The sequence below is a fragment of the Nonomuraea wenchangensis genome (genome assembly GCF_900111685.1).
Classification (GTDB): Bacteria; Actinomycetota; Actinomycetes; order Streptosporangiales; family Streptosporangiaceae; genus Nonomuraea; species Nonomuraea wenchangensis.
In genome coordinates this window covers 231,906-258,407 of record NZ_FOHX01000008.1, presented here as the reverse complement: position 1 = coordinate 258,407, position 26,502 = coordinate 231,906, and the positions used below count along the sequence as shown (strand labels likewise).

The 26,502-nt window shown below is 71.9% G+C and carries 22 protein-coding genes and 1 pseudogene; 16 read left to right on the top strand and 7 right to left on the bottom strand.

What is annotated here, in order from left to right:
- Window positions 1-7: 7 nt before the first annotated feature.
- Complete coding sequence (gene katG / locus BMW85_RS25405; protein WP_091085954.1) at window positions 8-2,284, top strand: catalase/peroxidase HPI; 2,277 nt, start codon at window positions 8-10, stop codon at window positions 2,282-2,284.
- 70 nt (window positions 2,285-2,354) lie between these two features.
- Here the strand turns inward: katG and BMW85_RS25400 are convergent, their stop codons facing one another.
- The 3 genes from BMW85_RS25400 to BMW85_RS48600 all read right to left on the bottom strand — a co-directional run bounded on the left by BMW85_RS25400 (window position 2,355) and on the right by BMW85_RS48600 (window position 4,972).
- Window positions 2,355-3,608 carry a hypothetical protein gene (locus BMW85_RS25400; RefSeq protein WP_091085951.1) on the bottom strand — a complete coding sequence of 418 codons (1,254 nt, stop codon included), beginning with the start codon at window positions 3,606-3,608 and terminating at the stop codon, window positions 2,355-2,357.
- Window positions 3,605-4,684, bottom strand: coding sequence for a TOMM precursor leader peptide-binding protein (locus BMW85_RS25395; RefSeq protein ID WP_091085949.1), 1,080 nt, complete (start codon window positions 4,682-4,684; stop codon window positions 3,605-3,607). Before BMW85_RS25395 ends, BMW85_RS25400 begins: the two co-directional genes overlap by 4 nt.
- A gap of 96 nt (window positions 4,685-4,780) precedes the next feature.
- Window positions 4,781-4,972: a hypothetical protein gene (locus tag BMW85_RS48600; protein ID WP_143082398.1), complete on the bottom strand. Its 192-nt coding sequence runs from the start codon at window positions 4,970-4,972 to the stop codon at window positions 4,781-4,783.
- Between the two features lie 142 nt (window positions 4,973-5,114).
- Between BMW85_RS48600 and BMW85_RS25390 the strand changes: the two genes are divergently transcribed.
- Window positions 5,115-6,659 carry an alpha/beta fold hydrolase gene (locus tag BMW85_RS25390; RefSeq protein WP_177240871.1) on the top strand — a complete coding sequence of 515 codons (1,545 nt, stop codon included), beginning with the start codon at window positions 5,115-5,117 and terminating at the stop codon, window positions 6,657-6,659.
- Here the strand turns inward: BMW85_RS25390 and BMW85_RS25385 are convergent.
- Window positions 6,634-7,851, bottom strand: a complete 1,218-nt coding sequence (locus BMW85_RS25385) for an MFS transporter (protein WP_091085945.1) — start codon at window positions 7,849-7,851, stop codon at window positions 6,634-6,636. The two genes, BMW85_RS25390 and BMW85_RS25385, sit on opposite strands and share 26 nt — an antisense overlap.
- Before the next feature lie 60 nt (window positions 7,852-7,911).
- On the opposite strand from BMW85_RS25385, the gene BMW85_RS25380 reads away from it, so the two are divergent.
- The 8 genes and pseudogenes from BMW85_RS25380 to BMW85_RS50465 all read left to right on the top strand — a co-directional run bounded on the left by BMW85_RS25380 (window position 7,912) and on the right by BMW85_RS50465 (window position 13,847).
- The gene (locus tag BMW85_RS25380) at window positions 7,912-8,907 is read left to right on the top strand and encodes an ArsR/SmtB family transcription factor (RefSeq protein ID WP_091085943.1); all 996 of its coding nucleotides are present in this window, start codon (window positions 7,912-7,914) and stop codon (window positions 8,905-8,907) included.
- An 86-nt stretch (window positions 8,908-8,993) separates the two neighbouring features.
- Window positions 8,994-9,611, top strand: coding sequence for a TetR family transcriptional regulator (locus tag BMW85_RS25375; RefSeq protein ID WP_091085941.1), 618 nt, complete (start codon window positions 8,994-8,996; stop codon window positions 9,609-9,611).
- Entirely contained in the window at window positions 9,608-9,799 is a 192-nt protein-coding gene (locus tag BMW85_RS25370; RefSeq protein ID WP_091085938.1) for a ferredoxin, read from the top strand. The genes BMW85_RS25375 and BMW85_RS25370 overlap by 4 nt, the downstream gene beginning before the upstream one ends.
- Before the next feature lie 10 nt (window positions 9,800-9,809).
- Window positions 9,810-11,090 carry a cytochrome P450 gene (locus BMW85_RS25365; RefSeq protein ID WP_091085936.1) on the top strand — a complete coding sequence of 427 codons (1,281 nt, stop codon included), beginning with the start codon at window positions 9,810-9,812 and terminating at the stop codon, window positions 11,088-11,090.
- A 112-nt stretch (window positions 11,091-11,202) separates the two neighbouring features.
- Window positions 11,203-12,444: a Tm-1-like ATP-binding domain-containing protein gene (locus BMW85_RS25360; RefSeq protein ID WP_091085934.1), complete on the top strand. Its 1,242-nt coding sequence runs from the start codon at window positions 11,203-11,205 to the stop codon at window positions 12,442-12,444.
- Window positions 12,441-13,268: a phosphoenolpyruvate hydrolase family protein gene (locus BMW85_RS25355; RefSeq protein ID WP_091085931.1), complete on the top strand. Its 828-nt coding sequence runs from the start codon at window positions 12,441-12,443 to the stop codon at window positions 13,266-13,268. Before BMW85_RS25360 ends, BMW85_RS25355 begins: the two co-directional genes overlap by 4 nt.
- Window positions 13,269-13,320: 52 nt before the next feature.
- Window positions 13,321-13,581: pseudogene (locus tag BMW85_RS52585) on the top strand (class I SAM-dependent methyltransferase); the annotation flags it as partial.
- Between the two features lie 125 nt (window positions 13,582-13,706).
- Entirely contained in the window at window positions 13,707-13,847 is a 141-nt protein-coding gene (locus BMW85_RS50465; RefSeq protein ID WP_218155938.1) for a hypothetical protein, read from the top strand.
- On the opposite strand, the gene BMW85_RS25345 is transcribed toward BMW85_RS50465, so the two are convergent.
- Both BMW85_RS25345 and BMW85_RS25340 read right to left on the bottom strand, forming a co-directional pair.
- Window positions 13,844-15,223 (bottom strand): FAD-dependent monooxygenase, encoded by a 1,380-nt coding sequence (locus BMW85_RS25345; RefSeq protein ID WP_091085928.1) that lies wholly within the window; start codon window positions 15,221-15,223, stop codon window positions 13,844-13,846. The genes BMW85_RS50465 and BMW85_RS25345 overlap by 4 nt on opposite strands.
- 37 nt (window positions 15,224-15,260) lie before the next feature.
- The gene (locus BMW85_RS25340) at window positions 15,261-18,170 is read right to left on the bottom strand and encodes an AfsR/SARP family transcriptional regulator (RefSeq protein ID WP_091085925.1); all 2,910 of its coding nucleotides are present in this window, start codon (window positions 18,168-18,170) and stop codon (window positions 15,261-15,263) included.
- A gap of 189 nt (window positions 18,171-18,359) precedes the next feature.
- Between BMW85_RS25340 and BMW85_RS25335 the strand changes: the two genes are divergently transcribed.
- Window positions 18,360-19,283: a M23 family metallopeptidase gene (locus tag BMW85_RS25335; protein ID WP_245775054.1), complete on the top strand. Its 924-nt coding sequence runs from the start codon at window positions 18,360-18,362 to the stop codon at window positions 19,281-19,283.
- A gap of 104 nt (window positions 19,284-19,387) precedes the next feature.
- Window positions 19,388-20,845 (top strand): N-acetylmuramoyl-L-alanine amidase, encoded by a 1,458-nt coding sequence (locus BMW85_RS25330; protein WP_091085919.1) that lies wholly within the window; start codon window positions 19,388-19,390, stop codon window positions 20,843-20,845.
- A gap of 24 nt (window positions 20,846-20,869) precedes the next feature.
- On the opposite strand, the gene BMW85_RS25325 is transcribed toward BMW85_RS25330, so the two are convergent.
- Window positions 20,870-21,745, bottom strand: coding sequence for an alpha/beta hydrolase (locus BMW85_RS25325; protein ID WP_425434370.1), 876 nt, complete (start codon window positions 21,743-21,745; stop codon window positions 20,870-20,872).
- Between the two features lie 464 nt (window positions 21,746-22,209).
- On the opposite strand from BMW85_RS25325, the gene BMW85_RS25320 reads away from it, so the two are divergent.
- Genes BMW85_RS25320 through BMW85_RS25305 form a run of 4 tightly spaced genes read left to right on the top strand, consistent with a single transcriptional unit; the run spans window position 22,210 to window position 26,499 of the window.
- Complete coding sequence (locus tag BMW85_RS25320) at window positions 22,210-23,229, top strand: ABC transporter permease (RefSeq protein WP_245775053.1); 1,020 nt, start codon at window positions 22,210-22,212, stop codon at window positions 23,227-23,229.
- Window positions 23,223-24,101 (top strand): carbohydrate ABC transporter permease, encoded by an 879-nt coding sequence (locus tag BMW85_RS25315; RefSeq protein ID WP_091085915.1) that lies wholly within the window; start codon window positions 23,223-23,225, stop codon window positions 24,099-24,101. Before BMW85_RS25320 ends, BMW85_RS25315 begins: the two co-directional genes overlap by 7 nt.
- Window positions 24,102-24,157: 56 nt before the next feature.
- Window positions 24,158-25,795, top strand: a complete 1,638-nt coding sequence (locus tag BMW85_RS25310; RefSeq protein ID WP_091085913.1) for an ABC transporter substrate-binding protein — start codon at window positions 24,158-24,160, stop codon at window positions 25,793-25,795.
- 5 nt (window positions 25,796-25,800) lie between these two features.
- Window positions 25,801-26,499: a YesL family protein gene (locus BMW85_RS25305; protein ID WP_091085911.1), complete on the top strand. Its 699-nt coding sequence runs from the start codon at window positions 25,801-25,803 to the stop codon at window positions 26,497-26,499.
- Window positions 26,500-26,502: the final 3 nt, after the last annotated feature.

Genomic DNA, 26,502 nt, shown 5'->3' with positions numbered 1-26,502 from the left:
GAAATAGATGAGCGACACGCAGGACAACAGGCCATCGAGCGCGCAGGGCGTGGACCGCAAGGAAGCGGCCGGCTGCCCGGTCGCGCACGACTCGGTGACCGCGCACGGCAGCGAGAGCGAGAACCCGGCGATCGACTCGCCGAGCGCCAAGAGGCACGGCCGTCCGCGCACGAACCGCGACTGGTGGCCCAACCAGCTCGACCTCTCGATGCTGCGCGCGCACTCGTCCAGGAGCAACCCGCTCGGGCCGGACTTCGACTACGCCAAGGAGTTCGAGAAGCTCGACGTCGAGGCGCTCAAGCGCGACATCACCGAGGTGCTCACCACCTCGCAGGACTGGTGGCCGGCCGACTTCGGCCACTACGGCGGTCTGATGATCCGCATGAGCTGGCACGCCGCGGGCACCTACCGCATCCACGACGGCCGCGGCGGCGCCGGTGACGGCGGGCAGCGCTTCGCCCCGCTCAACAGCTGGCCCGACAACGCCAACCTCGACAAGGCCCGGCGCCTGCTGTGGCCGGTCAAGCAGAAGTACGGCCAGAAGATCTCCTGGGCCGACCTGCTCGTGCTCGCCGGCAACGTCGCCCTGGAGTCGATGGGCTTCAAGACCTTCGGCTTCGGCTTCGGCCGCAAGGACGTCTGGGAGCCCGAGGAGATCTTCTGGGGCCCCGAGGACGCCTGGCTCGGCGACGAGCGCTACGTCTCGGAGAGCGAGATGGTGCCGCAGGTCGGCGCCACCGAGATGGGCCTCATCTACGTCAACCCGGAGGGCCCGCGCGGCAACGCCGACCCGGCCGCGGCCGCGCACTTCATCCGCGAGACCTTCGCCCGGATGGCGATGAACGACGAGGAGACCGTCGCCCTCATCGCCGGCGGCCACACCTTCGGCAAGACCCACGGCGCCGGCGTGGCCGACGACCACGTGGGCCCGGAGCCGGAGGGCGCGCCGCTGGAGGCGCAGGGCCTCGGCTGGCTCAGCACGCACGGCAGCGGCAAGGGCTCCGACACGATCACCAGCGGTCTCGAGGTGACGTGGACCGACGTGCCCACCCAGTGGAGCAACCGCTTCTTCGAGATCCTGTTCGGCCACGAGTGGGAGCTCACCACGAGCCCCGGCGGGGCCAAGCAGTGGGTCGCCAAGGACGCCGAGGAGATCATCCCCGACCCCTTCGACCCGGCGAAGAAGCACAAGCCGACGATGCTGACGACCGACCTGTCGCTGCGCGTCGACCCGATCTACCGCGAGATCTCGCTCCGCTTCCTCAACAACCCGGACGAGTTCCAGCTCGCCTTCGCCAAGGCCTGGTACAAACTGCTGCACCGCGACATGGGCCCGGTCAGCCGCTACCTCGGGCCGTGGGTCGCCGAGCCCCAGCTGTGGCAGGACCCGGTGCCGGCCGTCGACCACGAGCTGGTCAGCGACGCCGACGTGGCCGCGCTCAAGGAGCAGATCCTGGCGTCCGGCCTCACGACCGCCCAGCTCGTCACCACCGCCTGGGCCTCGGCCGCGAGCTTCCGCTCCACCGACAAGCGCGGCGGCGCCAACGGCGCCCGGATCCGCCTGGAGCCGCAGCGCAACTGGGAGGTCAACCAGCCCGAGCAGCTCGCGGCGGTCCTGCCCGTCCTCGAGAACATCCAGCGCAAGTTCAACGAGGGCGGCGGCGCGAAGATCTCGCTCGCCGACCTGATCGTGCTGGGCGGCTCGGCCGCGGTCGAGAAGGCGGCCCAGGAGGCCGGCGTGCCCGTGACGGTGCCGTTCCACCCGGGCCGCACCGACGCCTCCCAGGAGCAGACGGACGTCGAGTCCTTCAGCGTCCTGGAGCCGCGCGCCGACGGGTTCCGCAACTACGTGCGGGCCGGCGAGAAGACCCAGCCCGAGGTGCTGCTCGTCGACCGGGCCTACATGCTGGACCTGACTCCGCCGGAGATGACCGTCCTCGTCGGCGGCCTGCGCGCCCTCGGGGCCAACCACGGTGGCGCCAAGCACGGCGTCCTCACCGACCGGCCCGGCGTGCTCACCAACGACTTCTTCGCCAACCTGCTCTCCCCGGGCACCCGGTGGAAGGCGTCGGAGTCGGAGGAGAACGTCTACGAGATCCGCGACGCCGCCACGGACGAGCCGAAGTGGACCGCCACCCCGGTCGACCTCGTCTTCGGCTCCAACTCGCAGCTGCGCGCCCTCGCCGAGGTCTACGCCAGCGACGACGCCCGCGAGAAGTTCGTCACGGACTTCGTCGCGGCCTGGACCAAGGTCATGGAGCTCGACCGCTTCGACCTGGCCTGATCCGCACCACCCACCGGCGAGCCCGGCCGATCATCGCGATCGGCCGGGCTCGGCGTTCGCCACAGCCCGGTCACGACCTCGACCGGCGGAACCAGTGCCGGTGCGTCCGCACGAACGTCGCCAGGAACAGCACCTGGATGCCGCCCTCGACCAGGATGAGCAGCCCGGCGTCGACCGCGGCGAGCACGGGGCCGCCGTGGAGCCCGTCCCAGACGGCCGTGAGCGCGGAGGTCAGCCCGCTGACGACGATCGGCCCGCCGTAGAAGGCGAAGACCGTCAACGTGATCGAGCTGCCGACCGCGAGGGCGACGGCGTAGATCCTGACCGCGCGCCGTTCGTGCGGGGCGAGTTCGCCGGTGGGATCGATCACCGGCGAGGCGGGCCTCCTGAACGGGGCGGCCGCTCTGGCGAGCAGATACCGGGCATAGCGAAGACCGTCGCCGAACAGGTCCTTGCACCGCAGCAGGTCGCGGAGCACGAAGTAGAGGTCGGTCCGCATGTAGATCTGCGCCTGGAGCGGCAGGCACAGCAGCGTGGTCAGCGTGAAGGCCCGGAGCAGCGCCTCGACCGGGCCGGGCAGCGGCAGGTACGCGACGGCCAGCGTCATCGTCGCGATGAGGAAGACGTCGGAGGCCATCCCGGCCAGGTAGACCCGGTACCGCTGCCGCCGGGGCACTCCCCAGATGGCGGTGACGTCGGTCTGCACCACGAGGTAGTGCAGCCGGGTGCCGAAGCCGATCCTGGCCGGCGCGCCGAGCGAACGCGCGGCCGTGAGATGCATCAGCTCGTGCACGCTCGCGACGACGGAGAAGAAGGCCGTGTTGACCAGCACGGAGAGCCCGGTGTAGCCGCTCCAGAAGAAGTCCTGGTGCCGGGGGAACAGGCCGGGCCTGGCGAGGACGGTGAGCGCCGCGGCCGCGACGACGGCGAGCCAGAAGAGCTTCATCGGCCTGCCGAAGACCCACCGGACGTGCCGCTCGGTGACGCCAGGGAAGTGGGCGGCCACAGGTCCGGACGCCGGGCCGGGTACGGGGAGCCCGTCGACCTCGGCCACGAAGGCCAGGTCGGACAGGGACTCCACGAGGTCGGCCACGTCCAGCTCGACGTCGTGCCCGGCGGAGACGGCGGCTTCGACCTCCGCGACCGGCCGTCCCTCGCCGAGCAGCCGGATCACCTCCCCGCACACCGCGGGCAGCTCGACGAACTCGCCGAGGTCCGGGCGGCCGACGATGATCGCGTCGGGGTCGTCGTCGTCCGGGCGGACGACGAGGTGATGGAAGCGTACGACGCTGCCCGCGCCGACCTCGGCCGCCTGGGCGCTCACCGTGCTCCCGGCCCGCAGGCCGGGCAGGCGCCGTCACGCGGGACGTCGATGTAGTACTGGTGGTCCCAGACGGCCAGGTTCCAGTGGAAGACCCTGCCGCGGGTCTGCGCCGGCAGGCCGCCGAGCTGGTAGAGGATCTCCAGCGCGCACAGGTGCCCGCTGATGTTCGCGCTGGCCGCGACCACCGCGTTCGGCCGCGACTCGGCCAGCAGCCGCCCGAGCTCCTTCTCCTTGCGGGCCTCCTCCTGCCGGTCCAGGCAGGCCCAGCAGCCGGTCTCGCCCGGCACGAACGAGCCCACGACGACCATCGGCCCGGTGTAGAGGCTCATGAACCACGGGGTGCCTGTCCGCAGCGCCGCCTCGTTGGTCCATTCGACGATCTCCGGATGCGGCTCGTCCGCGCACAGGACGAACAGGTCGCAGCCGGCCATCAGCTCCATGATGTCCTCGGGGCCGGTCGCCTTGACGTCGCTCCCGGTCACGGCGACCGCGCCGTTCATCGCCCGCAGCCGGGCGACCGCCTGGTCCACCTTGGGCCTGCCGAGGTCCGTCTCGGCGTACAGGAGCTGGCGGGTCAGGTTCGACTCCTCGACGCTGTCGAAGTCGGCGACGCGCAGCGCTCCGACGCCGCTCGCCACCAGCCCCGCCGCCACGGCCGACCCGGTGCCGCCCACGCCGAGCAGGCTCACCCTGGCCTGCTTGATCCTCGACTGGATCTCGTGCGGTGACGTACGCGGCGCGGTGTCGATCCAGCTGAAGAAGTGCCGGGCCGACTCGTGGCGGGCGAGGTCGCGCTCGGTGAGGTTCGCCGGCACGGGCGCTCCGGCGTCCTCGGCGAAGCCGCTCTCGACCAGGTCGCCGATCACGTCGCGCACGCTGTCGTCGTCCACGTCGGGGTGCGTCTTCGCGAAGTCGGCGCAGATCTCGTCGACGGTCCGGGTGCCGTCCATCAGGGCGAGGATCGCGGCGACGCTGCCGTCCTCGTCGTCGGCTATCTCGGAGGCCACCCCGAACTGGGACAGTCCGATGACGATGCGGTTCCCGGGCAGCACGAACGGCTGGTGAACACGTTTCACCCTGGGCAGACGCAACTCGAAGAACCCTCTCCTTCACACGGGAAAAGCAGAACCGGCCGGCCGAGGGCCGACCGGTTCTTGGGTCTATATGTCAGATCAGCCGCTCTGTCCGCCGCGGTTGATGGTGGTCTCGATCTTCTCGAGCTTCCTGATCTTGACGGCGATCTTCTTCTTCATCGACATCTCCTCGCTTCCCGTCCCAGGCCGGGGAGACTCCCCGAGAATGACCGGCGAAAGGCCGCGAATGAACCCGAATCCCGTTCGCCTTCTGCCGTCCAAGATCCTCACACCCGTGAAGTCCGCCTGTCAATGCGGTCCTTCCTGACCACGGTCATCTCAGGTGGCCGGTCAAGGTGATCAGTAGGCAGCCACGCCGGTGCTTGTATCTTCTGATCATCCGGCACAGCTCTCGCGGCCCTCTGGAGCACCCTTGACCCGTCGCCTCCTCCGCGTACTCCCCGTGGCCGCGATCCTCATCGGCGTGCCGGCCTGGTGGGGCTACGGCGCGCTCACCGCCCAGTCGGACGCGGCCCTGCGCGCCCAGCGTCCCGTCTGGGAACGGTGCCCCGGCAGCCTCGACGTGCAGTGCGCCCACATCAAGGTCCCACTCGACCACGGCGCGCCCGAGGAGCGCACGATCGACCTGGCGCTCGCCCGGCTGCCCGCCCGCCATCCGGAGCGGCGGCTCGGCTCGCTCGTGGTCAACTTCGGCGGTCCCGGCGTCACGGGCGTCACGTCGTTCATCCAGGACCCGGAGCCCCTGAACGGGCTGCGCGCCCGCTACGACATCGTCGTCTTCGACCCGCGCGGCGTCGGCGAGAGCAGCCCGATCAACTGCCGCCCCGCCGGTGAGCCCCGCCCTTACCTGGGGGTGGACCGGACACCGGAGACACCGCAAGAGATCAACGCCCTGGTCCGGGCCAGGAACGAGCACGCCGCCGCGTGCCGGCGCATGGCGGGCTGGTTGCTGCCGCATCTGAACACGAAGACGACCGCCCGCGACCTGGACATCCTGCGATCCGCGCTGGGCGAGTCCAGGCTCAACTTCCTCGGCTTCTCCTACGGCGGCGGCCTCGGCGCCGTCTATGCCGAGCTGTACCAGGACAAGGTCGGGCGGATGGTCCTGGACGCTCCCGCCGCGATCGACGCGCCGCCCCTCTACGACGGCACCGCCGTTTCCGACGAGCCGATCAGAGCCTTCGTCGAGGACTGCGCCGGACGGCCGGACTGCCCGCTGGGACCCGAGGTGGATGCCGGGCTCGAACGGCTCAGTACGTTCCTGGCGAGGCTCGACTCCCACCCCCTCGACGTCTCCGGCGGCAGGCTCGACGACGCCGCGGCCGTCGAGGGCATCGAGCAGTTGCTGCGCGACGACTGGCCCGGGCTCCGCAGGGCGCTGGCCAAGGGACTCGAAGGCGACGGCTCACGGCTGCACGCCGCGGCCACGTTGTCTGACGAGGACGCGTTCTTCTCCCGTGACGCCCACGCCGCGATCTCCTGCGCCGACGACCCGACCCGGCCCGATCCCGGAGAAGTCGCGCGGCAGGCCGGGATCGCGCGCCGCACGGCACCCGTCACCGGCGCCCTGACGGTGTGGAGCGCGCTGTACTGCCAGGGCTGGGACCCGGTCCCGGGAACGGCTCTGCCGAGCCGGCTGCACGACGGCCCCACGAAAGTGCCGCCCGTCATGGTGGTCGGCGTGGACGGCGATCCCGTCGTCCCCTACGAAGGGGTACAGGAGCTCAGGGCCACGCTGACCGACTCGGTGCTGGTCACGCTGCACGGTCACGGGCACACCGCGTACCGGAGCGGTGCGCGCTGCGTCGACGAGGCGGTGGACGCGTACCTGCTGGAGGGGCGGCTCCCCGCCGCCGACGTGGAGTGCGGGACGGCAGGGGCCAGTGGATCGCTTGTCCGGGCGCCTCAGCGATCAACCAGAAGGACATCGCTCAGACCTCGTGGCGGAGCGGGCTGAGCCAGATCGGCATCCAGCTGAGCGCCATGAGCGCCGCGCCCGCCCACATCGCCGTCCCGATGCCCCAGACCTCGCCGAGAAGGCCCGCCAGCAGGCCACCGACGCCGACCGCACCCATGAGGATCAGGCGCATGGTGGCGTTCATCCGGCCGAGCATCGGGTCGGGTGTGACCTTCTGCCTGAAGCTGACGAGCAGCACGTTGTTCACCCCTGTCCGGAAGGACAGGATGCTCCACGCGGCCGCCGAGATCCAGACGCTCCAGCCGACGAACGGCACCAGAAGCGCGAACGGCGCGGTGGCCAGGCCGACGATCCACACGGCACGCCCATGGCCGAACCGGCGCCCGATCAGATGAGCCGTCGAGGAACCGGCCAGCACACCGAGCCCGCCGATGGCCAGGTAGGCCCCGAGCACCCAGGCGGGATGCCCGAGCTCGTCGACGAGCAGCACGGGCAGCAGCGTCGAGCAGAGCGGGAAGGCGAGGTTCGTCATGCCGCCCTGTGCCGCGATGGCGGTGAGGACCCGGTTGCCGAAGAGGAATCGCACCCCCTCGCCGATCTGCCGTCCGAGTCGCTCGCCGGGCACGGGGTCGGGCGCGGGCTCGGGCTTGCTGATCCGGCGCAGCCACACGGCCGACCACAGGTAGGTGAGCGCGTCGAGCAGGATCGCCACCGGCGCGCCCGCGAGAGCCACCAGCACCCCGGCGGAGCTTCTGCCGCCCACGTCCATCGCCGCGTTCGTGCCGACGAGCACCGAGTTCGCGGCGGTGAGCCGGTCCCGGCCGACCAGGTGCGGGACCGTGCTCTGCGAGGCGACGTCGAAGAAGAGCGTGCCGACCCCCGTCGCGATGGCGACGCCGTACAGCTGGGTCATCGTGAGAGCGTCCAGCCACCATGTGACCGTCACCGACACCAGAAGCGCGGCGCGGACCAGGTCCGTCGCGATCATCACCGGGCGGCGCCTGACCCGGTCCACCCATGCTCCGGCGGGCAGGCCGAGCACGAGCACGGTGATGGTGGTGAGGGCGCTGAGCAGTCCCACTTCGCCGGGCCCGGCGTCGAGGGCGATCACCGCGAGCAGGGGCATCGCCACGTAGCCGACCTGGGTGCCGAACTGGCTGACCGCCGACGCCAGGTAGAGGTTTCTGAAGGAGGGGTCACGCAGGAGCGGAGGCTGGGCAGCGGTTGTCATGCCACCTAGATGATGGAATCGTCGGCCAGGCCGCTATTGATTAAGCAGAGGACGAATCGGATGGGCCTTGAGCTGACGTTCACCGCACAGGATGCGGCCAATGTCCGTTTCGCGGTTTCTCCTCTGTGGGAGGTCGTCGCCAGCGTGCGGGTGGTGAAGAACCCGGCCGCGCATGCCGTGCTCAAGCCCTGGGCCGAACGGGTGCGGCGGCGGCTCGCCGATGTCGACTGGCGGTTGCTGTCCGACCTGGTGCCGGTGCCGACGATCTCGATCGTCGGCTTCGTCTGTCCGCCGCCCTCGACCTCCGTGCCCGACCTGGAGGTCGAGCTGGCCGGAATGGTGGCGATGGCACCCTTGGTCCAGGAGGGTTTCGACGTCTGGGACGGTCCGCGCACCCGAGCACTCCAAGAGCTCTACGCCGACCCCGTGGGCGGCCTCGAACGGCTGGCCGAGGAGATCCGCGGCTACTGGGAAGCGGCCATCGCGCCCTACTGGCCGCGCGTACGGGCCTTGCTCGAAGGCGATGTGCTCTACCGCGCCAGGTTGCTGGCCGAGGGCGGCCTGCGGCGCATGCTCAGCGACCTCGACCCCGCCGTGACGTGGGAGGGAGAGACACTGCGCCTGCCCAAGACCGTCTGCGAAGGTGTGCGCCCGCTGGGCGGCCTGGGACTGTTGCTCGTGCCGTCGGTGTTCACCTGGCCGCGTGTCTTCTCCATCACCTCCCCGCCCTGGCAGCCCACGATCCGTTACCCCCCGCGCGGCGTCGCGACGCTCTGGGAGCACCGCGAGAGCGACCCGCCACAGGCGCTGGCCGCCGTGCTCGGCCGGACCCGCGCCCGGCTGCTGGCCGAACTCGACCAGCCCGCCTCGACCAAGGAACTGGCCGCCCGCCTCGACCTGTCGGAACCGGGCGCGAGCCAGCACCTCACCGCTCTCCGCAGGGCCGGGTTGGCCAGCGCGCACCGCACAGGGAGATACGTGCTCTATGCCCGTACGGCCGTCGCCGAGACGCTGCTCGCCGGCGACGCGAGTCCTACACCGAGCGGTCACGAGTAGGGACGGGCGGGAACCGCCGAACTTCCCAGCCCGAGTTCTTGGGGTTACCTCTTGACTCAACAAATGAACGCTCTTTTAATTCGCACATGGGTCGCATCGCCGGCGTGAGCGCCGCGGAAACCCGGGAGAGGCTGCTGCTCGCCGCCGCGGAGGTGTTCGCCGAGCGCGGTTACGACGGCACGCGGGTCGCCGACATCGCCGCCGCCGCGGGCGTCAGCAACGGGGCGATGTACGCCCACTTCGGCTCCAAGGCCGAGCTGATCGTGGCGGCGCTGCGCGCCCACGGGCGGCAGACGCTGGCCAGGCTGGTCGCCGCCGACCCGGACCGTACGGCCACCGAGCTGCTGCTCGTCCTCGGCAGGAACCTGCCGCGCCGCCGGGACGCGCCCGGTTACCTCATCGTCGAGGCCCTCACCGCCGCCCGCCGCGACGAGGACATGGCCCACCCGATGCGCGACTACGTCGGCGAGCGCGCCGAATGGCTCGCCGGGCTGGTCCGCGCCGCCCAGGACGACGGCGAGCTCGACCCCGCCCTGCCGGCGGGCGCGCTGGCCCACTTCTGCCTGCTCCTCGCCATGGGCAGCGCGCTGATCACCCCCGACCTGCACGCCGTCGAAGACGAGGAGTGGACGGCGCTGCTCACCCGCGTCGTCCGGGCGTTCGCCCCGAGCGGGACCCCACCAGAGAGCGGAGGACCCCAGTGAAAGTGAAGATCGACCCGGAACGTTGCCAGGGGCACGGCCGCTGCTACGACCTGGCTCCCGCGCTGTTCGCCGAGGACGACGAGGGCTACGGCCAGGTCGTCGGCGACGGCGCCGTGCCGGAGGGCGAGGAGCGCACGGCGCGCCTGGCGGTGGCCAACTGCCCCGAGCGGGCGATCGAGATCCTCTAGGAGGCGTGGCATGACCGTTGACGACCGCTTCACCCAAGGTTTCCGTGAGACCCGCGAGGACGAGCCGCTCGGCACGCGCAACGAGGTCATCACCGGCCCCGTCTCCGACTGGGCAACCGATTTCTCCCACTTAGAGCCGGAGTGGGCCGCGGACCCGTACCCCATCCAGGACGATCTGCGCCAGCGCTGCCCCATCGCGCACACGGACCGGTTCGGCGGCGGCTGGCTGCCCACCCGCTACGAGGACGTCGCGGCCATCGCCTACGACACCGAGCGCTTCTCGTCCCGGTCGATCATCATGAGCAACTTCCGCCCGCCCAAGGATCTGGCCCCGGTGGGCGGCACGCCGCCGATCTCCTCCGACCCGCCCTTCCACCACGACGCCCGCAAGCTGCTGCTGCCCGCCTTCACCAAGACGGCCGTCTCCCGGATGGAGGGGCCCACCCGGGCCTTCTGCCACCAGCTCATCGACGCCTTCGAGGGCCGCGACGTCGTGGACGCCGCCCGGGACTACGCCCAGCACATCCCGGTCCGCGTCATCGCCGACATGCTCGGCTTCCCTCAGGAGGACGGGCCCCGTTTCCGCGAGTTCATCGAGAGCTCGCTCGAAGGCGTCAACCTGCCGCCGGATGAGCGCATCGAGCGGATGGACGAGCTGTTCGACTACCTGCTCGCCCAGATCCGCGACCATCTCGACCACCCGCGCGACGACCTGACGACGTACCTCATCGAGGCCGAGCTGTACGGCCGCAAGCTCGACCCGTCCCACGTGGCCGGCACGATGGCGCTGCTGCTCATCGCGGGCATCGACACGACCTGGAGCGCGATCGGCGCGTCCCTGTGGCACCTGGCGAAGACGCCCGCAGACCGCGAGCGGCTGGTCGCCGAGCCCGGCCTGGTGCCGACCGCGATGGAGGAGTTCCTGCGGGTGTACGCGCCGGTGACGATGGCCCGGCTGGTCAAGGAGGACATGCACTGGAACGGCGTGGACATGAAGGCCGACGACTGGGTGCTGCTGTCGTTCCCCGCGGCCAACCGTGACCCGGCGCAGTTCGAGCAGGCGGACGAGGTCGTCATCGACCGCAAGGTCAACCGGCACGTGGCCTTCGGCCTCGGCATCCACCGCTGCGTCGGCTCCCACCTGGCCAGGATGGAGCTGCGGGTGGCGCTGGAGGTGTGGCTGGAGCGGATGCCGCGGTTCGAGCTCGCCGACCCGGCCGCGGTGACGTGGGCCGCCGGCCAGGTACGCGGCCCGCGCAGCCTGCCCCTGCGCCTCGGCCGGTCGTCCTAGGAGGCGAGCCTCCCCGTGACCCGGGTGGCGTGGAACGCGGGTCACGGGGCATATCACAGCGCGGGGCCGTCCGGTTCCCCGGGATCGACCAGCGGTGAGGTGAGCCCAGGACATGCCGTCCGTCGTACTGATCGGCACTCTCGACACCAAGGGCGAGGAGTACGCGTGGCTGCGCAACCGCCTCGTCGAGCTGGGCAGCGACGTCGTCGTGATCGACGTGGGCGTGGGCGAGCACGGCGACCCCCTGCTCGCCGACGTCTCCGCCGGGCGGGTCGCCGAGGCGGCGGGCGCTGACCTGCGGGCGCTGCGGGAGGCGGGCGACCGGGGCGCGGCCGTCGCCGCGATGGGGGAGGGCGCGGCCGTGGTCCTCGACAAGCTGCACGGCGACGGCCGGGTGGACGCCGTGCTGGCGCTGGGCGGCAGCGGCGGCTCGTCGATCGCCGCGCGGGCCGTCCGCGACCTGCCGATCGGGCTGCCCAAGCTGATCGTCTCCACGATGGCGGCCGGCGACGTCTCGCCCTATGTCGGGGCCAGGGACGTCACGATGATGTACAGCGTCGTCGACATCGCCGGGATCAACCGGCTCTCGCGCGCCATCCTCGGCAACGCGGCCGCCGCCGCCGCGGGCATGGCGCGGGCCTCCCAGCTCGCCAAGGCCGTGCAGACCGCGGGGCTGCCGGAGCGGCCGCTGGTCGGGGCGTCGATGTTCGGGGTCACCACCCCGGCCGTGGACGCCGCCCGCGACCGGCTCGCCGAGCTCGGCTACGAGGTGCTGGTCTTCCACGCCACCGGCTCCGGCGGCCGGGCGCTGGAGGGCCTGGCCGGCAGCGGCATGCTGGCCGGGGTGCTCGACCTGACCACCACCGAGCTGGCCGACGACCTGGTGGGCGGCGTGCTGTCGGCCGGGCCGGACCGGCTCACCGCCGCCGCCCGGCACGGCGTGCCGCAGGTCGTCGCGCCGGGCGCGCTCGACATGGTCAACTTCGGGCCGCGGGACAGCGTGCCGCCCGAGTTCGCCGGCCGCCTGCTGTACGCGCACAACCCGACCGTGACGCTGATGCGCACCACGCCGGAGGAGATGGGCGAGCTCGGCCGCCGCGTGGCCGCCAAGCTGCGCAGGGCACGCGGCCCGGCCGCGCTGTTCCTGCCCCGGCGGGGAGTGTCCGCCCTGGACGCGCCCGGCGGCGCGTTCGCCCGCCCCGAGGCCGACGCCGCCTGCTTCGAGGCCCTGGTGGAGGGCCTGCGCGGCTCCGCCGTCGCCGTCGAGGACCTCGACCTGCACATCAACGACCCCGCCTTCGGCCGGGCCATGGCCGACCGGCTGCACGCGCTGATCACCGGAGGTGCTTCATGAACCGGCAGGACGTCCTCGGCAGGCTGCGCGCGACGGTCGCCGCCGGCCGGCCCGTGATCGGCGCGGGCGCCGGCACCGGCCTGTCGGCCAAGTGCGCCGAGGCCGGCGGCGTGGACCTGATCATCATCTACAACTCCGGCCGCTACCGCATGGCGGGGCGGGGCTCGCTGGCCGGGCTGCTGCCGTACGGCGACGCCAACCAGATCGTCGTGGAGATGGCCGCCGAGGTGCTGCCGGTCGTACGGGACACGCCGGTGCTGGCCGGGGTGTGCGGCACGGACCCGTTCCGTGTCATGCCGTACTTCCTCGACCAGCTCAAGGCCATGGGCTTCGCCGGCGTGCAGAACTTCCCGACCGTCGGCCTGTACGACGGCACGTTCCGGCAGAACCTGGAGGAGACCGGCATGGGCTTCGACCTGGAGGTCGAGCTGATCCGGCTGGCCCGCGAGCGCGACCTGCTCACCGCCCCCTACGTCTTCGACGAGGAGCAGGCGCGGGCCATGACCGAGGCCGGGGCCGACGTGCTGGTGCCGCACGTCGGGCTGACCACCAAGGGCAGCATCGGCGCCGGCACCGCGCTGAGCCTCGACGAGGCCGCCGCGCGGGTGCAGGCCATGCGGGACGCCGCCGTCGCGGTCCGGCCCGACGTGCTGGTGCTCTGCCACGGCGGGCCCATCGCCGAGCCGGAGGACGCCGCGCACGTGCTGGCGCGTACCGAGGGGGTGGCCGGGTTCTTCGGGGCCTCGTCGGTGGAGCGGCTGCCGACCGAGCGGGCCGTCACCGAGCAGGTCCGCGCCTTCAAGTCGCTGCGCCCGGGGGCGTGACGACGCGCTCACCTAGCATGGAACGGGATGGAACGCCCTCCCCCTGCAGCCGATGGCCGAACGCCTCGTGGAGGCGGCGGGCGTGCGCGCCGGGCAGCGCGTGCTCGACGTGGCCTGCGGGCAGGGCAACGCCGCCCTCGCCGGGGCGCGGCGCTTCGCCGAGTCCACCGGCGTCGACTACGTGCCCGCCCTGCTGGAGCAGGGGCGCAGGCGGGCCGAGGCCGAGCGCCTGGAGGTGGCGTTCGCCGAAGGGGACGCCGAGGCGCTGCCGTTCCCCGACGCCGCCTTCGACGTCGCGCTCAGCACCGTCGGCGTGATGTTCGCGCCCGACCAGGAGCGGGCCGCCGCCGAGCTGCTGCGCGTGACCCGAAGTTCGCCTTCCACTCGCCCGAGCACTTCGCCGAGTGGTTCATCGCCTACTACGGGCCGATCCACCGGATGGCGGGGGCGCTGGACGAGGACACCCGGCGGAGCTTCGCCGCCGAGCTGGCCGGGGTGCCGGTCCCCTTCAACCGCTCCGGCGACGGGACGCTGCTGGCGGCCGGCGACTACCTGGAGGCCGTCGGCACCCGCCGCTAGACCAGGGCCAGGTAGCCGGCGAGCTCCCGGGCTGAGTCGGTGGCGATGCCGACGTACCCGTCGGGCCGGATTAGGGTGTGCCGCCTGCCGCCGTACGGCTCGGCCGGCGCGTACGCCCGCACCGGCGGCCCGCCCGGGACGGCGGGCGCGGGGTCCGGCGACAGCAGGGTGAAGTGCGGCCCCCTCAGTAGGTCGAACATCCGCGCCCGGCGCCCGTCGGCGAGCCGCACCGGCCCGTCCGGCACCCGGTCGCCGCCGGCGCGGGCCAGGGAGCCGCCCCGGTAGCCGAGCCGGAGCTGGTAGGTCTCCTCGTCGCGCCTGAACGTCCTCTTGTCGTGCAGGTCGGTGCTGAGCCCCAGCACGCGGGCCGCGATCGGGCGGCGCTCCTCCTCGTAGCTGTCCAGCAGCGTCCCCGGCGCCCCGGAGAGGGCGCGGGCGAGCTTCCAGCCCAGGTTGTACGCGTCCTGCACGCCGGTGTTGAGCCCTTGCCCGCCCGCCGGGGAGTGCACGTGCGCGGCGTCCCCCGCGAGGAACACCCGCCCGGCGCGGTAGCGGTCGGCCAGCCGGATGTTGACCCGGTAGAGCGAGGACCACAGCAGCTCGGTGACGCGCATCCGGCGCCGCATCGAGCGTTCGGCGAGGATCCGCTGGAAGCCGGCCGGCGTCAGGTCCGGCTCCACGCCCGGCCGGAGCGGCGCGAGGAGCTGGAACGTGCCGGTGCCCGCCATCGGGTAGAGCGCCAGCATGCCCCTGCCCGGCCGGAGCCAGACGTGGATGTGGTCGCGGTCGAGCCCTTCCACGCGTACGTCGCCGAGCATCATGCGCTCCTCCTCCCGCGTCTCGCCCGCGAACCCGATGCCGAGCGCCTTGCGCACCGGGCTGCGGCCCCCGTCGGCCGCCACGAGGTAGCGGGCCCGCACCGTCGCGCCCGTGCCGAGCCGCGCCGTCACGCCGTCCGCGTCCTGCTCGAAGCCGGTCAGCTCCGTGCCGTGCTCCACCTTCCCGCCCAGCTCCGCCAGCCGCTCGCGCAGGACCTCCTCGGTGCGCCACTGCGGATGCATCAGCACGGTCGGGTACGGCACGGCCTCGCTCGCCGCCGCCCGCCGGTGCATACGGCCCTGGTACAGCGGCACCCCGCCGACCCTGACCCGCAGCGGCGGGTACGGCGCCGCCGTCGCCAGCACCCGCCCGATCACGCCGAGGTCGTCGAGGATCTCCAGCGTGCGCGGTTGCAGCCCCTTGCCCTTCGACCCGGCCGAGGGCTCCGAGGCCCGCTCCACCAGGCGGTGGCCGATGCCGCGTCTGGCCAGCTCCACCGCGAGCGTGAGGCCCGTGGGCCCGGCGCCGGCGATGAGCACGTTCGTGTCGTCCGTCATGCGCCCCACCGTGCCGGGCGGCGCTGCCGGATCGCTGTCAGCCCGCTGCCGGAGCGCCCGCGCGGAGCTGGCTGCGCAGGTCCACGGCGCGGTGCAGGTAGTGGGCGGCCAGCATGGGCCGCCCGGCCGCCCGGTAGAGCTCGCCGAGCGCCTGGAAGGCGTCCGCCTCGCCGCTGCGGTCGCCGAGCTGCTGGAAGATCTCCAGCGAGCGTTGCAGCTCGGCCGAGCCGTGCGAGCGGTCGCCGCGCGCCGCGTGCAGCCCGCCGAGGCTGCGCAGCGCGTACGCGCCGCAGTGCCGGTCGCCCAGCGTCTCGAAGATGTCCAGCGCCCGCCCCTGGAACCGCATCGCCTCGTCGGGCTGGGCGGCGAGCGTGTGCAGCCGGCCGAACTGCATGGACACGCAGCCCTCACGGTGGTTGTCGCCCAGCTCGCCGGCCAGCCGCAGCGCCTCACCGAGCCAGCGAAAGGCCTGCCCGAGGTCCTGCAGCGACAGGTGGACGCGGCCGATCGCCTGCCGCGCGTACGCCTCCCCGTCCACGTCGCCCTCGGCCAGGAACATGGCCAGCGCGTGCCGGAACCAGCCGAGCGCCCGCCGGTGCCGGCCGGAGAACTCGTCGGCGGCGCCGAGCCCGCAGATCGAGATCGCCTCGCCGCGGGCGTCCCCCAGCTCACGGAAGATCACCCGGGCGCGGCGCAGCATGCCGGCCGCCTCGGCGTAGCGGTCCTGGTAGAGGCTGACCTGGGCGAGGCCGCGCAGCATGGCGGCCTCGCCGCGCCGGTCGCCCGCGGCGGCGGCGCTGTCCAGCGCGACCTGGTGGGTGAGCCGCCACTCCTCCAGGCGGCAGTGCAGGTCGAAGTAGGGGACGAGGGTCGCGGCGAGGCCCCACGCCGCCTGCGCGGGGCCGTGGCTCGCGGCCAGCCGTACGGCCTCGACCAGCGCCTCCCGCTCGGCGTCGAACCAGGTGAGCGGGTCGGCGGTGAGGCGGCCCAGCAGCTCGTCGTCCGGGCGCCACCGGGGCACGGCGCCGGCCGGCACGCTGAACAGCGTGGTCGGCAGGCGGGCCGCGGCGTGCTCGGCGGCGCTCGTCCAGCCGCCCAGCACCCGCGCCAGGGCCTGGCGCTCGGCCTCGCCGTCGGCGCGCTCGCGCGCGGTGCGGCGCACCAGGTCGGGCAGCAGGTAGCGGGGCTGGCCCAGGGGGTCGGTGCCGACCAGGCGGAGCAGGCTGACGTCCACGAGCGTGTCCACGACGGCGTCGCTGCGGTGCCGGTCGAGCACGGCGTCGGCCACCCAGCCGGGCACGGTCCCCGGCCCGAGCAGGCCGAGCGCGCGCAGGGTCAGGGCGGCCTCGTGGGGCAGGCGGCGGTAGCTGAGCTCGACGCAGGCGCGTACCTCCAGGTCGCCGGCGCGCAGCTCGTCCAGCCGGGTGCTCTCGTCGTCGAGCCGCCGCCGCAGCTCCTGCAGCGACCAGCCGGGACGGGCGGCCAGCCGCGCCCCGGCGACGCGGAGCGCGAGCGGCAGCCCGCCGCAGGCGGCCACGATCGATCGCGCCGCCTCCGGCTCCGCCGCCACCCGGGCGGCCCCGGCGATCCTGGCCAGCAGCTCGCCGCCCTCGGCGGGGGTGAGCGCGTCCAGCTCCAGCAGGACGGCGCCGGGCAGCTCGGTGATGCGGCGGCGGCTGGTCACCAGTACGGCGCAGCCGCTGCCGGGTAACAAGGGGCGCACCTGGGCGGCGTCGGCGGCGTCGTCCAGGAGGACCAGCACGGGGCGGCCGGCGAGGAGGGAGCGGTAGAGCGTGGCGCGCTCGTGCGCGGAGGCGGGCAGCGCGCCCTCGGCCACGCCCAGCGAGCGCAGGGCCTCGGCCAGCAGGTCGGCGGGGGCGGCCGGGGTCTCGGCCGTGCCGCCCAGCGACAGGTGGAGCTGGCCCTCGGGGTAGGCGTCGCGGACGGCGTGCGCGCAGTGCACGGCCAGCGCCGTCTTCCCGATCCCGGGCGGCCCGGTGACCACGGCGACCACGGGCGGCCCGGCCACGCCCGCCGCCCCGGACGGGGGCACGGGTAAGGGCACGGGTAAGGGCACGGGTAAGGGCACGGGGGCCGGGCCCGACAGGAGGTGGGTCAGGGCGGTCACGTCGGCGGCGCGGCCGGTGAAGTCCGGCACGTCGGCGGGGAGCTGGTGCGGCACGGGCGGCTGGTAGCCGAGCCGGCACGGCTCCTCGTCGGCGAGCACGGCCGCGTGGGCGTCGCGCAGGTCCGGTCCCGGCTCGATGCCGAGGTCGTCCACGAGCTGCCGCCGGATCTCCGTGTAGGCGTGCAGCGCCTCCGCCCGCCGCCCGCCCCGGTGCAGCGCGACGATGAGCCGCTGCCACAGATCCTCCCGGTACGGGTGCTCGCCGATCAGCGCCCGCAGGTCGTCCACGGCCGCCGCGTACTGCTCGCGGGCCAGTTTCGTCTCCGCCAGCTCCTCGGCGGCGGCGAGCCTGGCCTGCACCAGGGCGCGCAGCCGCCCGTCCCACACCGGGCTGGCGGGCAGGTCGGACAGCGGCGTGCCGCGCCACAGCGCCAGCGCGTCGCGCAGGTGCCCGGCCGCCTCCCCGGTGCGCCCCGCGGCCCGCGCCCGCTCCGCGAGCTGCTCGAACAGCAGCATGTCGAGCTGCCCGGCCGCCAGCTCGACCGCGTACCCGGAGGGGTGGGTGACGATCCGGCCGCCGGCCGCCGTGACGGGGCCGCGCAGGGCGCTGACGTACGTCCGCAGGTTCGCCACCGCCGACGACGGCGCCCGCGCCGGCCACAGCACCTCGATGAGCGCGTCCGAGGCGACGATCTGGTTGGCCTCCAGCAGCAGCGAGGCCAGCAGCAGCCGGGGCTTGCGACCGGCGACACGCAGCGCCCGGTCCGCGCTGCGGACCAGCAAGGGCCCCAGGACGCCGAAGTTCGGCTGGTCAACCACTACGAACGCACCTGCTCCTCCGGTGGCGCCGGAGCGCCTGTACGTCGGGTCGTCGTTCATGCCGGCTCGGTCTTTATACCGATTTTGGAGGTTCTCTGTATGCCGTACCCGCAATCTTGGTCGCCAGCAGAAAGCGCAGCACCAGCTGATCCAGAAAGGATCCGTATGAGACCCACGCAGGTACTTACGGTGGGCTTTGTCCTGCTTGCCGGGCTCATCGGCGGCCAGACCGCCTCGGCCGCGTCGACCCTGGCACCGGACCCGAACGACCCGCCGAACCAGGTGAAGGTCCCTGAGGTGTCCACCCTGGCCGCGCCGAGCTTCCAGCTCCCGTTCCCCTGCGGCCAGTCGTGGACCGGCAACTCCAGCAACAGCAGCGCCCACCAGTCCTACGAGATCGACTTCAACCGCGGCAGCACCGCGGACGCCGACCTCGGCGACACCGTCGTGGCCGCCGCGGCCGGCACCGTCGTGATCTCGGCCCACCAGGGCTCCACCAACGGCTACGGCAACCTCGTCAAGATCGACCACGGCGGCGGCTGGGCGACGTACTACGCCCACCTGAACGTGCGCTCGGTCAGCGCCGGTGCCCAGGTGAAGCAGGGCCAGAAGGTCGGCACTGTGGGCAACACCAGCAAGCCGGGCAACAACATCAGCCCCCACCTGCATTACGAGGTCCGCGAGGGCGACGGCTACCCCGGCAACATCCGCAAGGCCGTCTTCGGCGGGACCACCTTCGGCTACCCGACCCAGACCCTGACCTCCAAGAACTCCTGCTCCGGCAGCACCAACCCGCACACCCCCGAGGAGGTCTGCGGCGCCGGCTACAAGGTGATCGACTCGGCCGCGCTCGGCACGGCGGGCACCGTCTACCTGCTGTACAACTCCGGCAACGGCTACAACTGCGTGGCCACGCTGAAGAAGACCTCGCTCGGCACCGCCACCGCCACCAGCGCCTACCTGGAGGTCCAGGGCAAGGCCCGGGTGACCGACAGCGGCAACTTCGCCTACTACGCCGGTCCGGTCCGCGCCGCCGCGGCGGACAAGTGCGTCAAGTGGGGTGGCAAGGCCGGCTCGTCCGCCTACGACAGCCCCTTCGAGCACTGCGGCTGATCACGGGAGCGATCCCGTGGCCGGTCCCCGGCCGGAGCGGCCGCCGCCCCCCTCCACACCCGCGGCGGCCGCTCCTTCCCCCTGAACCCGTTGAGGAGAACCCCGTGCAGTCCCGACTCCGCCGCCGCGCCGCCGTGCTGCTGGCCGGCGCGCTGATCCCGCTCGCCACGCCGCCCGTCACGGCGCACGCCGCCCCCGCCGCCCGTACGGTGACGGCCGGCGCGACGGCCGCCGCGTTCGCCGCCGCCGCGGCCAAGTACGAGGTGCCCCGCGACCTGCTGGTGGCCCTCGCCTACGCGGAGACCCACCTGGACGGGCACGACGGCGAGCCCAGCGCCAGCGGCGGCTACGGCGTGATGCACCTGGTCAGCAACCCCGCCAACCGCTCGCTGGAGCGCGCGGCCACCCTGACAGGCAAGCCGGCCGCCACGCTGAGGAGCGACGAGGCGGCCAACATCGCGGGCGGCGCCGCCGTGCTCCGCGCGCACGCCGACGACCTCGGGCTGAGCGCCGCCGCCCGCAAGGACCCGGCCCAGTGGTACCAGGCGGTCGCCAAGTACGGCGGCGCCGCCTCGGCCGACGTCGCCCGCCTGTACGCCGACACCGTCTACGACCTGCTGGCCGCCGGTGTGCGCGCCACCACGCCCGCCGGCGAGACGGTCACCGTGCCGGCCCGCGCGGTCCAGCCGCAGCGCGGCCCGTACGCCAAGGCCGACGACCTCGACGCGCCCAACACCCTGGCCGCGGCCGTCGACTACCCCGGCGCGACCTGGGCCGCCGCGAACAGCGCCAACTACGCCGTCTCCAGCCGCCCGTCGAGCGACGCCATCGACCGCATCGTCATCCACGTCACGCAGGGCTCCTACGCCGGCACCATCTCCTGGTTCCAGAACCCCAGCGCCAAGGTCTCGTCCCACTACGTGGTCAAGTCCTCCAACGGCGCCATCACCCAGATGGTGCGCGAGAAGGACCGCGCCTTCCACGCCGGCGACTACAACCGCCGCTCGGTCGGCATCGAGCACGAGGGCTACGTCAGCGACGCCTCCTGGTTCACCGATGCGATGTACCGCGCCTCGGCGGCCCTGACCAGGAACATCGCCGACCGTTACGGCATCCCCAAGGACCGCTCCCACATCGTCGGCCACAGCGAGGTCCCGGGCGCCGACCACACCGACCCCGGCTCGAACTGGAACTGGTCGACGTACATGAAGTACGTGACCGGCAGCACCGCCCCGACGAACCCGCACACCCCGGAGAGCGTCTGCGGCGCCGGCTACAAGGTGATCGACTCGGCCGCGCTCGGCACGGCGGGCACCGTCTACCTGCTGTACAACTCCGGCGACGGCTACAACTGCGTGGCCACGCTGAAGAAGACCTCGCTCGGCACCGCCACCGCCACCAGCGCCTACCTGGAGGTCCAGGGCAAGGCGCGGGTGACCGACAGCGGCAACTTCGCCTACTACGCGGGCCCGGTCCGCGCCGCCGCGGCGGGCAAGTGCGTCAAGTGGGGCGGCAAGGCCGGCTCGTCCACCTACGACAGCCCCTTCGAGCACTGCGGCTGAGCAGCACCACCCGCCCGCGGCAGGTCACGACAGCCGCCTGGTCACCGCCTCGCTCACCATGGCCACGGCCGCCGCGCTGCCGGGCAGCACGTTGACCAGGGTGAAGAAGGCGTGCATCTGGCCCTCGAAGCGCCGGGACTCCACCGGCACCCCGGCCGCGCGCAGCCGCTCGGCGTACGCCTCGCCCTCGTCGCGCAGCACGTCGTGCTCGGCGGTCAGGATGACCGCGGGCGGCAGCCCGGACAGGTCGGCGGCGCGCAGCGGCGAGGCGTCCGGGTTGGCGCGGTCGGCGAAGTCGGGCGCGTAGTGGTCCCAGAACCACACCATCGAGTCGCGGCTCAGCATGAGCTGGTTCGCCGGGTCGGTGTAGGAGCCGTTGTCCAGGTCGCAGTCCGTCACCGGGTAGACCAGCACCTGCAGCAGGATCTCCGGCCCGCCCTCGTCGCGGGCGCGCTGGGCGGTCACCGCGGCCAGGTTGCCGCCCGCGCTGTCCCCGGCCACCACGATCGGCAGGCCGGGGAACGTGGCCGCGGCCCAGGTCAGGGCCGCGTAGGCGTCGCGGGCCGCGGTGGGGTAGCGGTGCTCGGGTGCCAGCCGGTAGTCCACCAGCGCGACCGTGCAGCCGGTGCGGGCGGCGAGCTGCCGGCCCAGGGTGTCGAACTCGTCGATGCCGCCGATCACCCAGCCGCCGCCGTGGTAGTAGAGGAGCACGCCGCGCGGCGTCTCCGACGGGACCAGGACCCGCGCGCCGAACGAGCCGCCGTCCTCGCCGCCGATCACGACCTCCTCGACGCGCACCATCTCCGGGCCGGGGCCGTAGAGGTCGCGGAGCGCGGCGAACGTCAGGCGCGCCTCGTCCGGCGTCATCTCGTGCAGCGGCTTGACCCCGGTGTCGCCCATCTGCAGAAGGAACTGGGTCGTCGCCTCGTCAAGGGCCATGGACGCACCTCACTGCGGGAGCCGGAGCGATAACGCCTCCTCAACGTAAGGTGCGGGCCCTGCGGCGTCAACGGACGATGTCCGTCCGTTTTCGTGGCCCGCTGAACCGTTCACCCGGCCCGCCCGTGACGTCCTCCGGCGCGGGCCGATCGCCGTCCGGCCCGCTGACCCGCCCGGCCGCCGGCTGACCCGGACGGCAATTTGTCACGGAGCACACCGGTCGTAGTTTCCGGAAACTTTCCGGCAATTTGCTGTCATCGGCGATCCCTATTGGCGCGTTGACCCGCGTGAACGTCAACAACTCGCGCAGCAACATAGCAGCCTTCCGCCCTCTTGACACGCGTCAAGCCGCCCCCTAAGTTGCCGCAATATTAACGGATCTTCGCGAAAGTTTCGGTTGGTGACGTGGTGGCCGGAAGGATGGCATGAGGGGTCAGGAACCATTCGACGACACCGGGCCGACTTCGGTGCTGGTCCAGAAGGCTGAGCCCGCTTTTCCCGACCCCGTTGGGAAAACGCTTCCCAACAAGCGGGACGCCCGGCCCGGCTCCTGGCGCCGCGCCCTGGGCCGGGACTGGCAGCTCTACACGCTGGCGGTGCTGCCCCTGGCGTTCTTCGTGATCTTCCGGTACGTGCCGATGCTCGGCAACATCATCGCCTTCCGCAAGTACGAGCCCGGCGGCAGCCTGTTCGGCGAGACCTGGGTGGGCCTTCGCTACGTGAAGATGTTCCTCGCCGACCCCTCGTTCTGGAACGTCTTCACCAACACCCTCGTCCTCGGCACGCTCACCCTGCTGTTCTGCTTCCCGCTGCCGATCGTGCTGGCGCTGCTGCTCAACGAGGTGCGCAACAGCAAGGTCAAGCGCTTCCTGCAGTCGGTGTCGTACCTGCCGCACTTCCTGTCGGTGGTGATCGTGGCCGGCCTGGTCATGCAGCTCGTGTCCATCGACGGGCCGGTGAACCAGCTCGTCAAGGCCCTCGGCGGCGAGCCGACCGCGTTCATCCAGAAACCGGAGTGGTTCCGTACGATCTTCGTCTCGTCGGAGGTCTGGCAGACGGTGGGCTGGGGGACGATCCTCTACCTGGCCGCGCTGACCACCATCGACGAGCAGCTCTACGAGGCCGCCCGCATGGACGGCGCGGGCCGGTGGCGGCAGATCTGGCACGTCACCCTGCCCGGCATCCGGCCCACGGCCGTCACGCTGCTGATTCTCAACATCGGCACCTTCATGACCATCGGCTTCGAGAAGGTGCTGCTGCTGTACAACCCGCTGACCTACCCGACGGCCGACGTCATCACCACGTTCCTGTACCGGATGGGCGTGGAGTCCAGCAACCTCAGCTACGCCGCCGCGATCGGCCTGTTCGAGGCGCTGGTCGGCGTGGTGCTGATCGTGTCGGCGAACCTCATCTCCCGCCGAGCAGTAGGGACGAGCCTGTGGTGACCTTGGACCGCACCCGCGGCTACCGCGTCTTCCAGGGGATCAACGCCGTCATCCTGACCGGCGTGGTGATCGTGACGCTGTACCCGTTCGTCAACATCGTGGCGCGCTCGTTCAGCGAGGAGCGCTACATCGTGGGGGGCCAGGTCAACCTCGTCCCGCGCGGGTTCAACATCGAGACGTACAAGCTGGTCGTGTCGGACCCGATGTTCTGGACGAACTACCGCAACACGGTGGTCTACACGGTCGTGGCGACCGCGATCGCGATGTTCCTCACGACCTGCTACGCGTACGTGCTGTCGAAGAAGCACCTGAGGGGCCGCACCGTCCTCATCTGGGTGGCGGTCTTCACCATGATCTTCTCCGGCGGCCTGATCCCGAACTACGTGCTGGTCAACAGCCTCGGCCTGACCGACACGATCTGGTCCGTCGTCCTGCCGAACGCCATCAGCGTCTTCAACCTCCTGGTCATGAAGACGTTCTTCGAGGGCCTGCCGCGGGACCTGGAGGAGGCCGCCGCCATCGACGGCCTCAACACCTATGGCGTCCTGTGGCGGATCGTGCTGCCGCTGTCCAAGGCGGTCATCGCGACCATGGTGCTGTTCTACGCGGTCTCGTTCTGGAACTCCTGGTTCACGGCGTTCCTCTACTTGAACGACGGCGACCTGTTCCCGGTGACCATCTACCTGCGCAACCTCATCGCCGGCGCGACCGGCGCGGAGGCCGCGGGCGCGGGGCTCGCCGAGGCGTCGGCCGCCGCGGCGAACATCCAGGCCGTGACGATCATGCTCACCGTGCTGCCGATCCTGGCGGTCTACCCCTTCGTCCAGAGGTACTTCGTCTCCGGCGTCATGCTCGGCGCCGTCAAGGGCTGAGGTCCTCCGCAACGTCCCTCCGTCACGTCCCTCCCTCACCGAAGGAAGCTCCCCCCATGCGCGACATCTCACGGCGTCAGGCGATCATCGGACTGGGCGCGTTCACGCTCGTGCTCGCCGGCTGCGGCGAGGACGAGGCTCCGAAGAAGGCCGCCGACGTGTCCGGCAACAGGGCCGCCGCGATGGCGAACTACGGCGTGAACCAGCAGTTCACGGCGACCGAGCCGGTCTCGTTCGACGTGCTCTACAACAACCACTCGTTCTACCCGAACAAGAACGACTGGCTGCTCTGGCAGGAGCTCACCAAGCGCACCAACGTGACGCTGAAGCCGGTGGAGGTGCCGCTCAGCGACTACGAGAAGAAGCGCGGCCTGCTCGTGGGCTCCGGCCAGGCCCCGCTCGTCATCCCGAAGACCTACCACCCGCAGGAGGAGGCGTTCGTCGCCTCGGGCGCGATCCTGCCGGTCAGCGACTACTTCGATCTCATGCCCAACCTCAAGGACAAGATCGCCAAGTGGAACATGGGCCCCGACCTGGACACCCTGCGCCAGGCCGACGGCCGCATCTACCTGCTGCCCGGCCTGCACGAGGAGGTCTGGGTCGACTACACGCTGGCCGTCAGGACCGACATCCTGGAGAAGCTGAAGCTGGAGGTCCCCAAGACCTGGGACGACCTCTACACCGTGCTGAAGGCGATGAAGGCGGAGTATCCCGACCTCTACCCGATGACCGACCGCTGGGGCGTGCCGACGCCGGGCGGCAACCTGCTCAAGCTCGTCGCCCAGGCGTACGGCACCAAGGGCGGCTGGGAGTACCAGCACGCGACCTTCGACACCGCGAGCGGGAAGTTCGTCTACACCGGCGCGATGCCGCAGTACAAGCAGATGATCGAGTACCTCGCCAAGCTGGTGAAGGAGAAGCTGCTCGACCCGGAGAGCTTCACCCAGCAGGACGAGCAGGCCAAGCAGAAGTTCAACTCCGGCAAGTCGTTCGTCATCAGCGCCAACGCCCAGACGATCATCAACGACCATCGGCCGACGCTGACCAAGCTCGTCCCCGAGGCCAAGATGGCCAAGATCCCGGTCCTGATGGGGCCGGTCGGCGAGTACAAGATCGGCACGCGGCTGGAGAACGGCGTGATGATCTCCAAGAAGGCGCTGGAGAACAAGAACTTCGTCGCCATGATGCAGTTCATCGACTGGCTCTGGTACTCCGACCAGGGCCAGGAGTTCGCCAAGTGGGGCGTCGAGGGCGTCACGTACACCAAGGACGGGTCCGGGGCCTACCAGCTCGCCAAGGACGTCGACTTCGTCGGGCTCAACCCCGGCGCGCCCAAGCACCTGCAGAAGGACTTCGGTTTCTCCAACGGCGTGTTCGCCTACGGCGGCACCACCGCGCTGCTCAACTCCACCTTCTCGCAGGAGGAGCTGGAGTTCCAGAACGTGATGAACGCCCGCAAGGCGTGGCCGATCGAGCCGCCGCGCCCGTTCAACGAGGAGGAGCGCGAGCAGGCGACGCTCTGGGAGACCCCGCTGAAGGACTACGTCACCCAGCAGACGCTCAAGTTCATCCTCGGCGAGCGCGACCTCGGCGAGTGGGACGCCTACGTCAAGGAGCTGGAGGGCAAGAACATGACCTCCTACGTGAACCTGGTCAACACCGCCTACGACCGGTTCAAGAAGGAGCACGGCTGAGCGCCATGAGCACCGGGACGGGGGGAGCGGCGGCCGGATCGCGCTTCGGAGAGGGGCCGCTCTCCCGCGCCGCTGCGCTGATCTACACCCTGATGGTCGTCGAGGCCATGTTCCTGCTCGCCGTCGCGCCGGGCCTGGCCGCGCTGACCCTGCTCGGCGGCGACGTCAGCAACGTGCCGCTGGCGGCGCTCTGCGCGCTGCCGCTCGGCCCCGCGCTGTCGGCCGCCCTGTACGCGCTGCGCCGCCGCAGCCGGGACCTCGCCGACCTGCGCCCGGCGGCGGCGTTCTGGCGCGGCTACCGGGTCAACGCCGCCGGGGCGCTGAAGATCTGGGCGCCCTGGCTGGCCGGCGTGGCGGTCGTCGGCACCACCCTGGCCAACTTCGCGGCGGCCGGGGTGCCCGGCTGGTGGGCGGCGCTGCTGGTGCTCGTCGCGCTCGGCGGCCTGCTCTGGGCCGGCAACGCGCTGGTGATCACCTCGCTGTTCGCCTTCCGTACGGTGGACGTGGCCCGCCTGGCCTCCTACTTCCTGCTGCGCCATCCCAAGGCGGCGCTGGCGAACACGTCCCTGCTGATCGTGGCCGCCGGCGTCACCATGGTCGGCACCGAGCTGCTGACGGCGCTGCTGGCCTCGGCGTTCGCCGCCGCGCTGCTCAGGAACGGCCGGCCGGTGATCGCCGAGGTCGAGGAGCGGTTCACCGCCTGAACC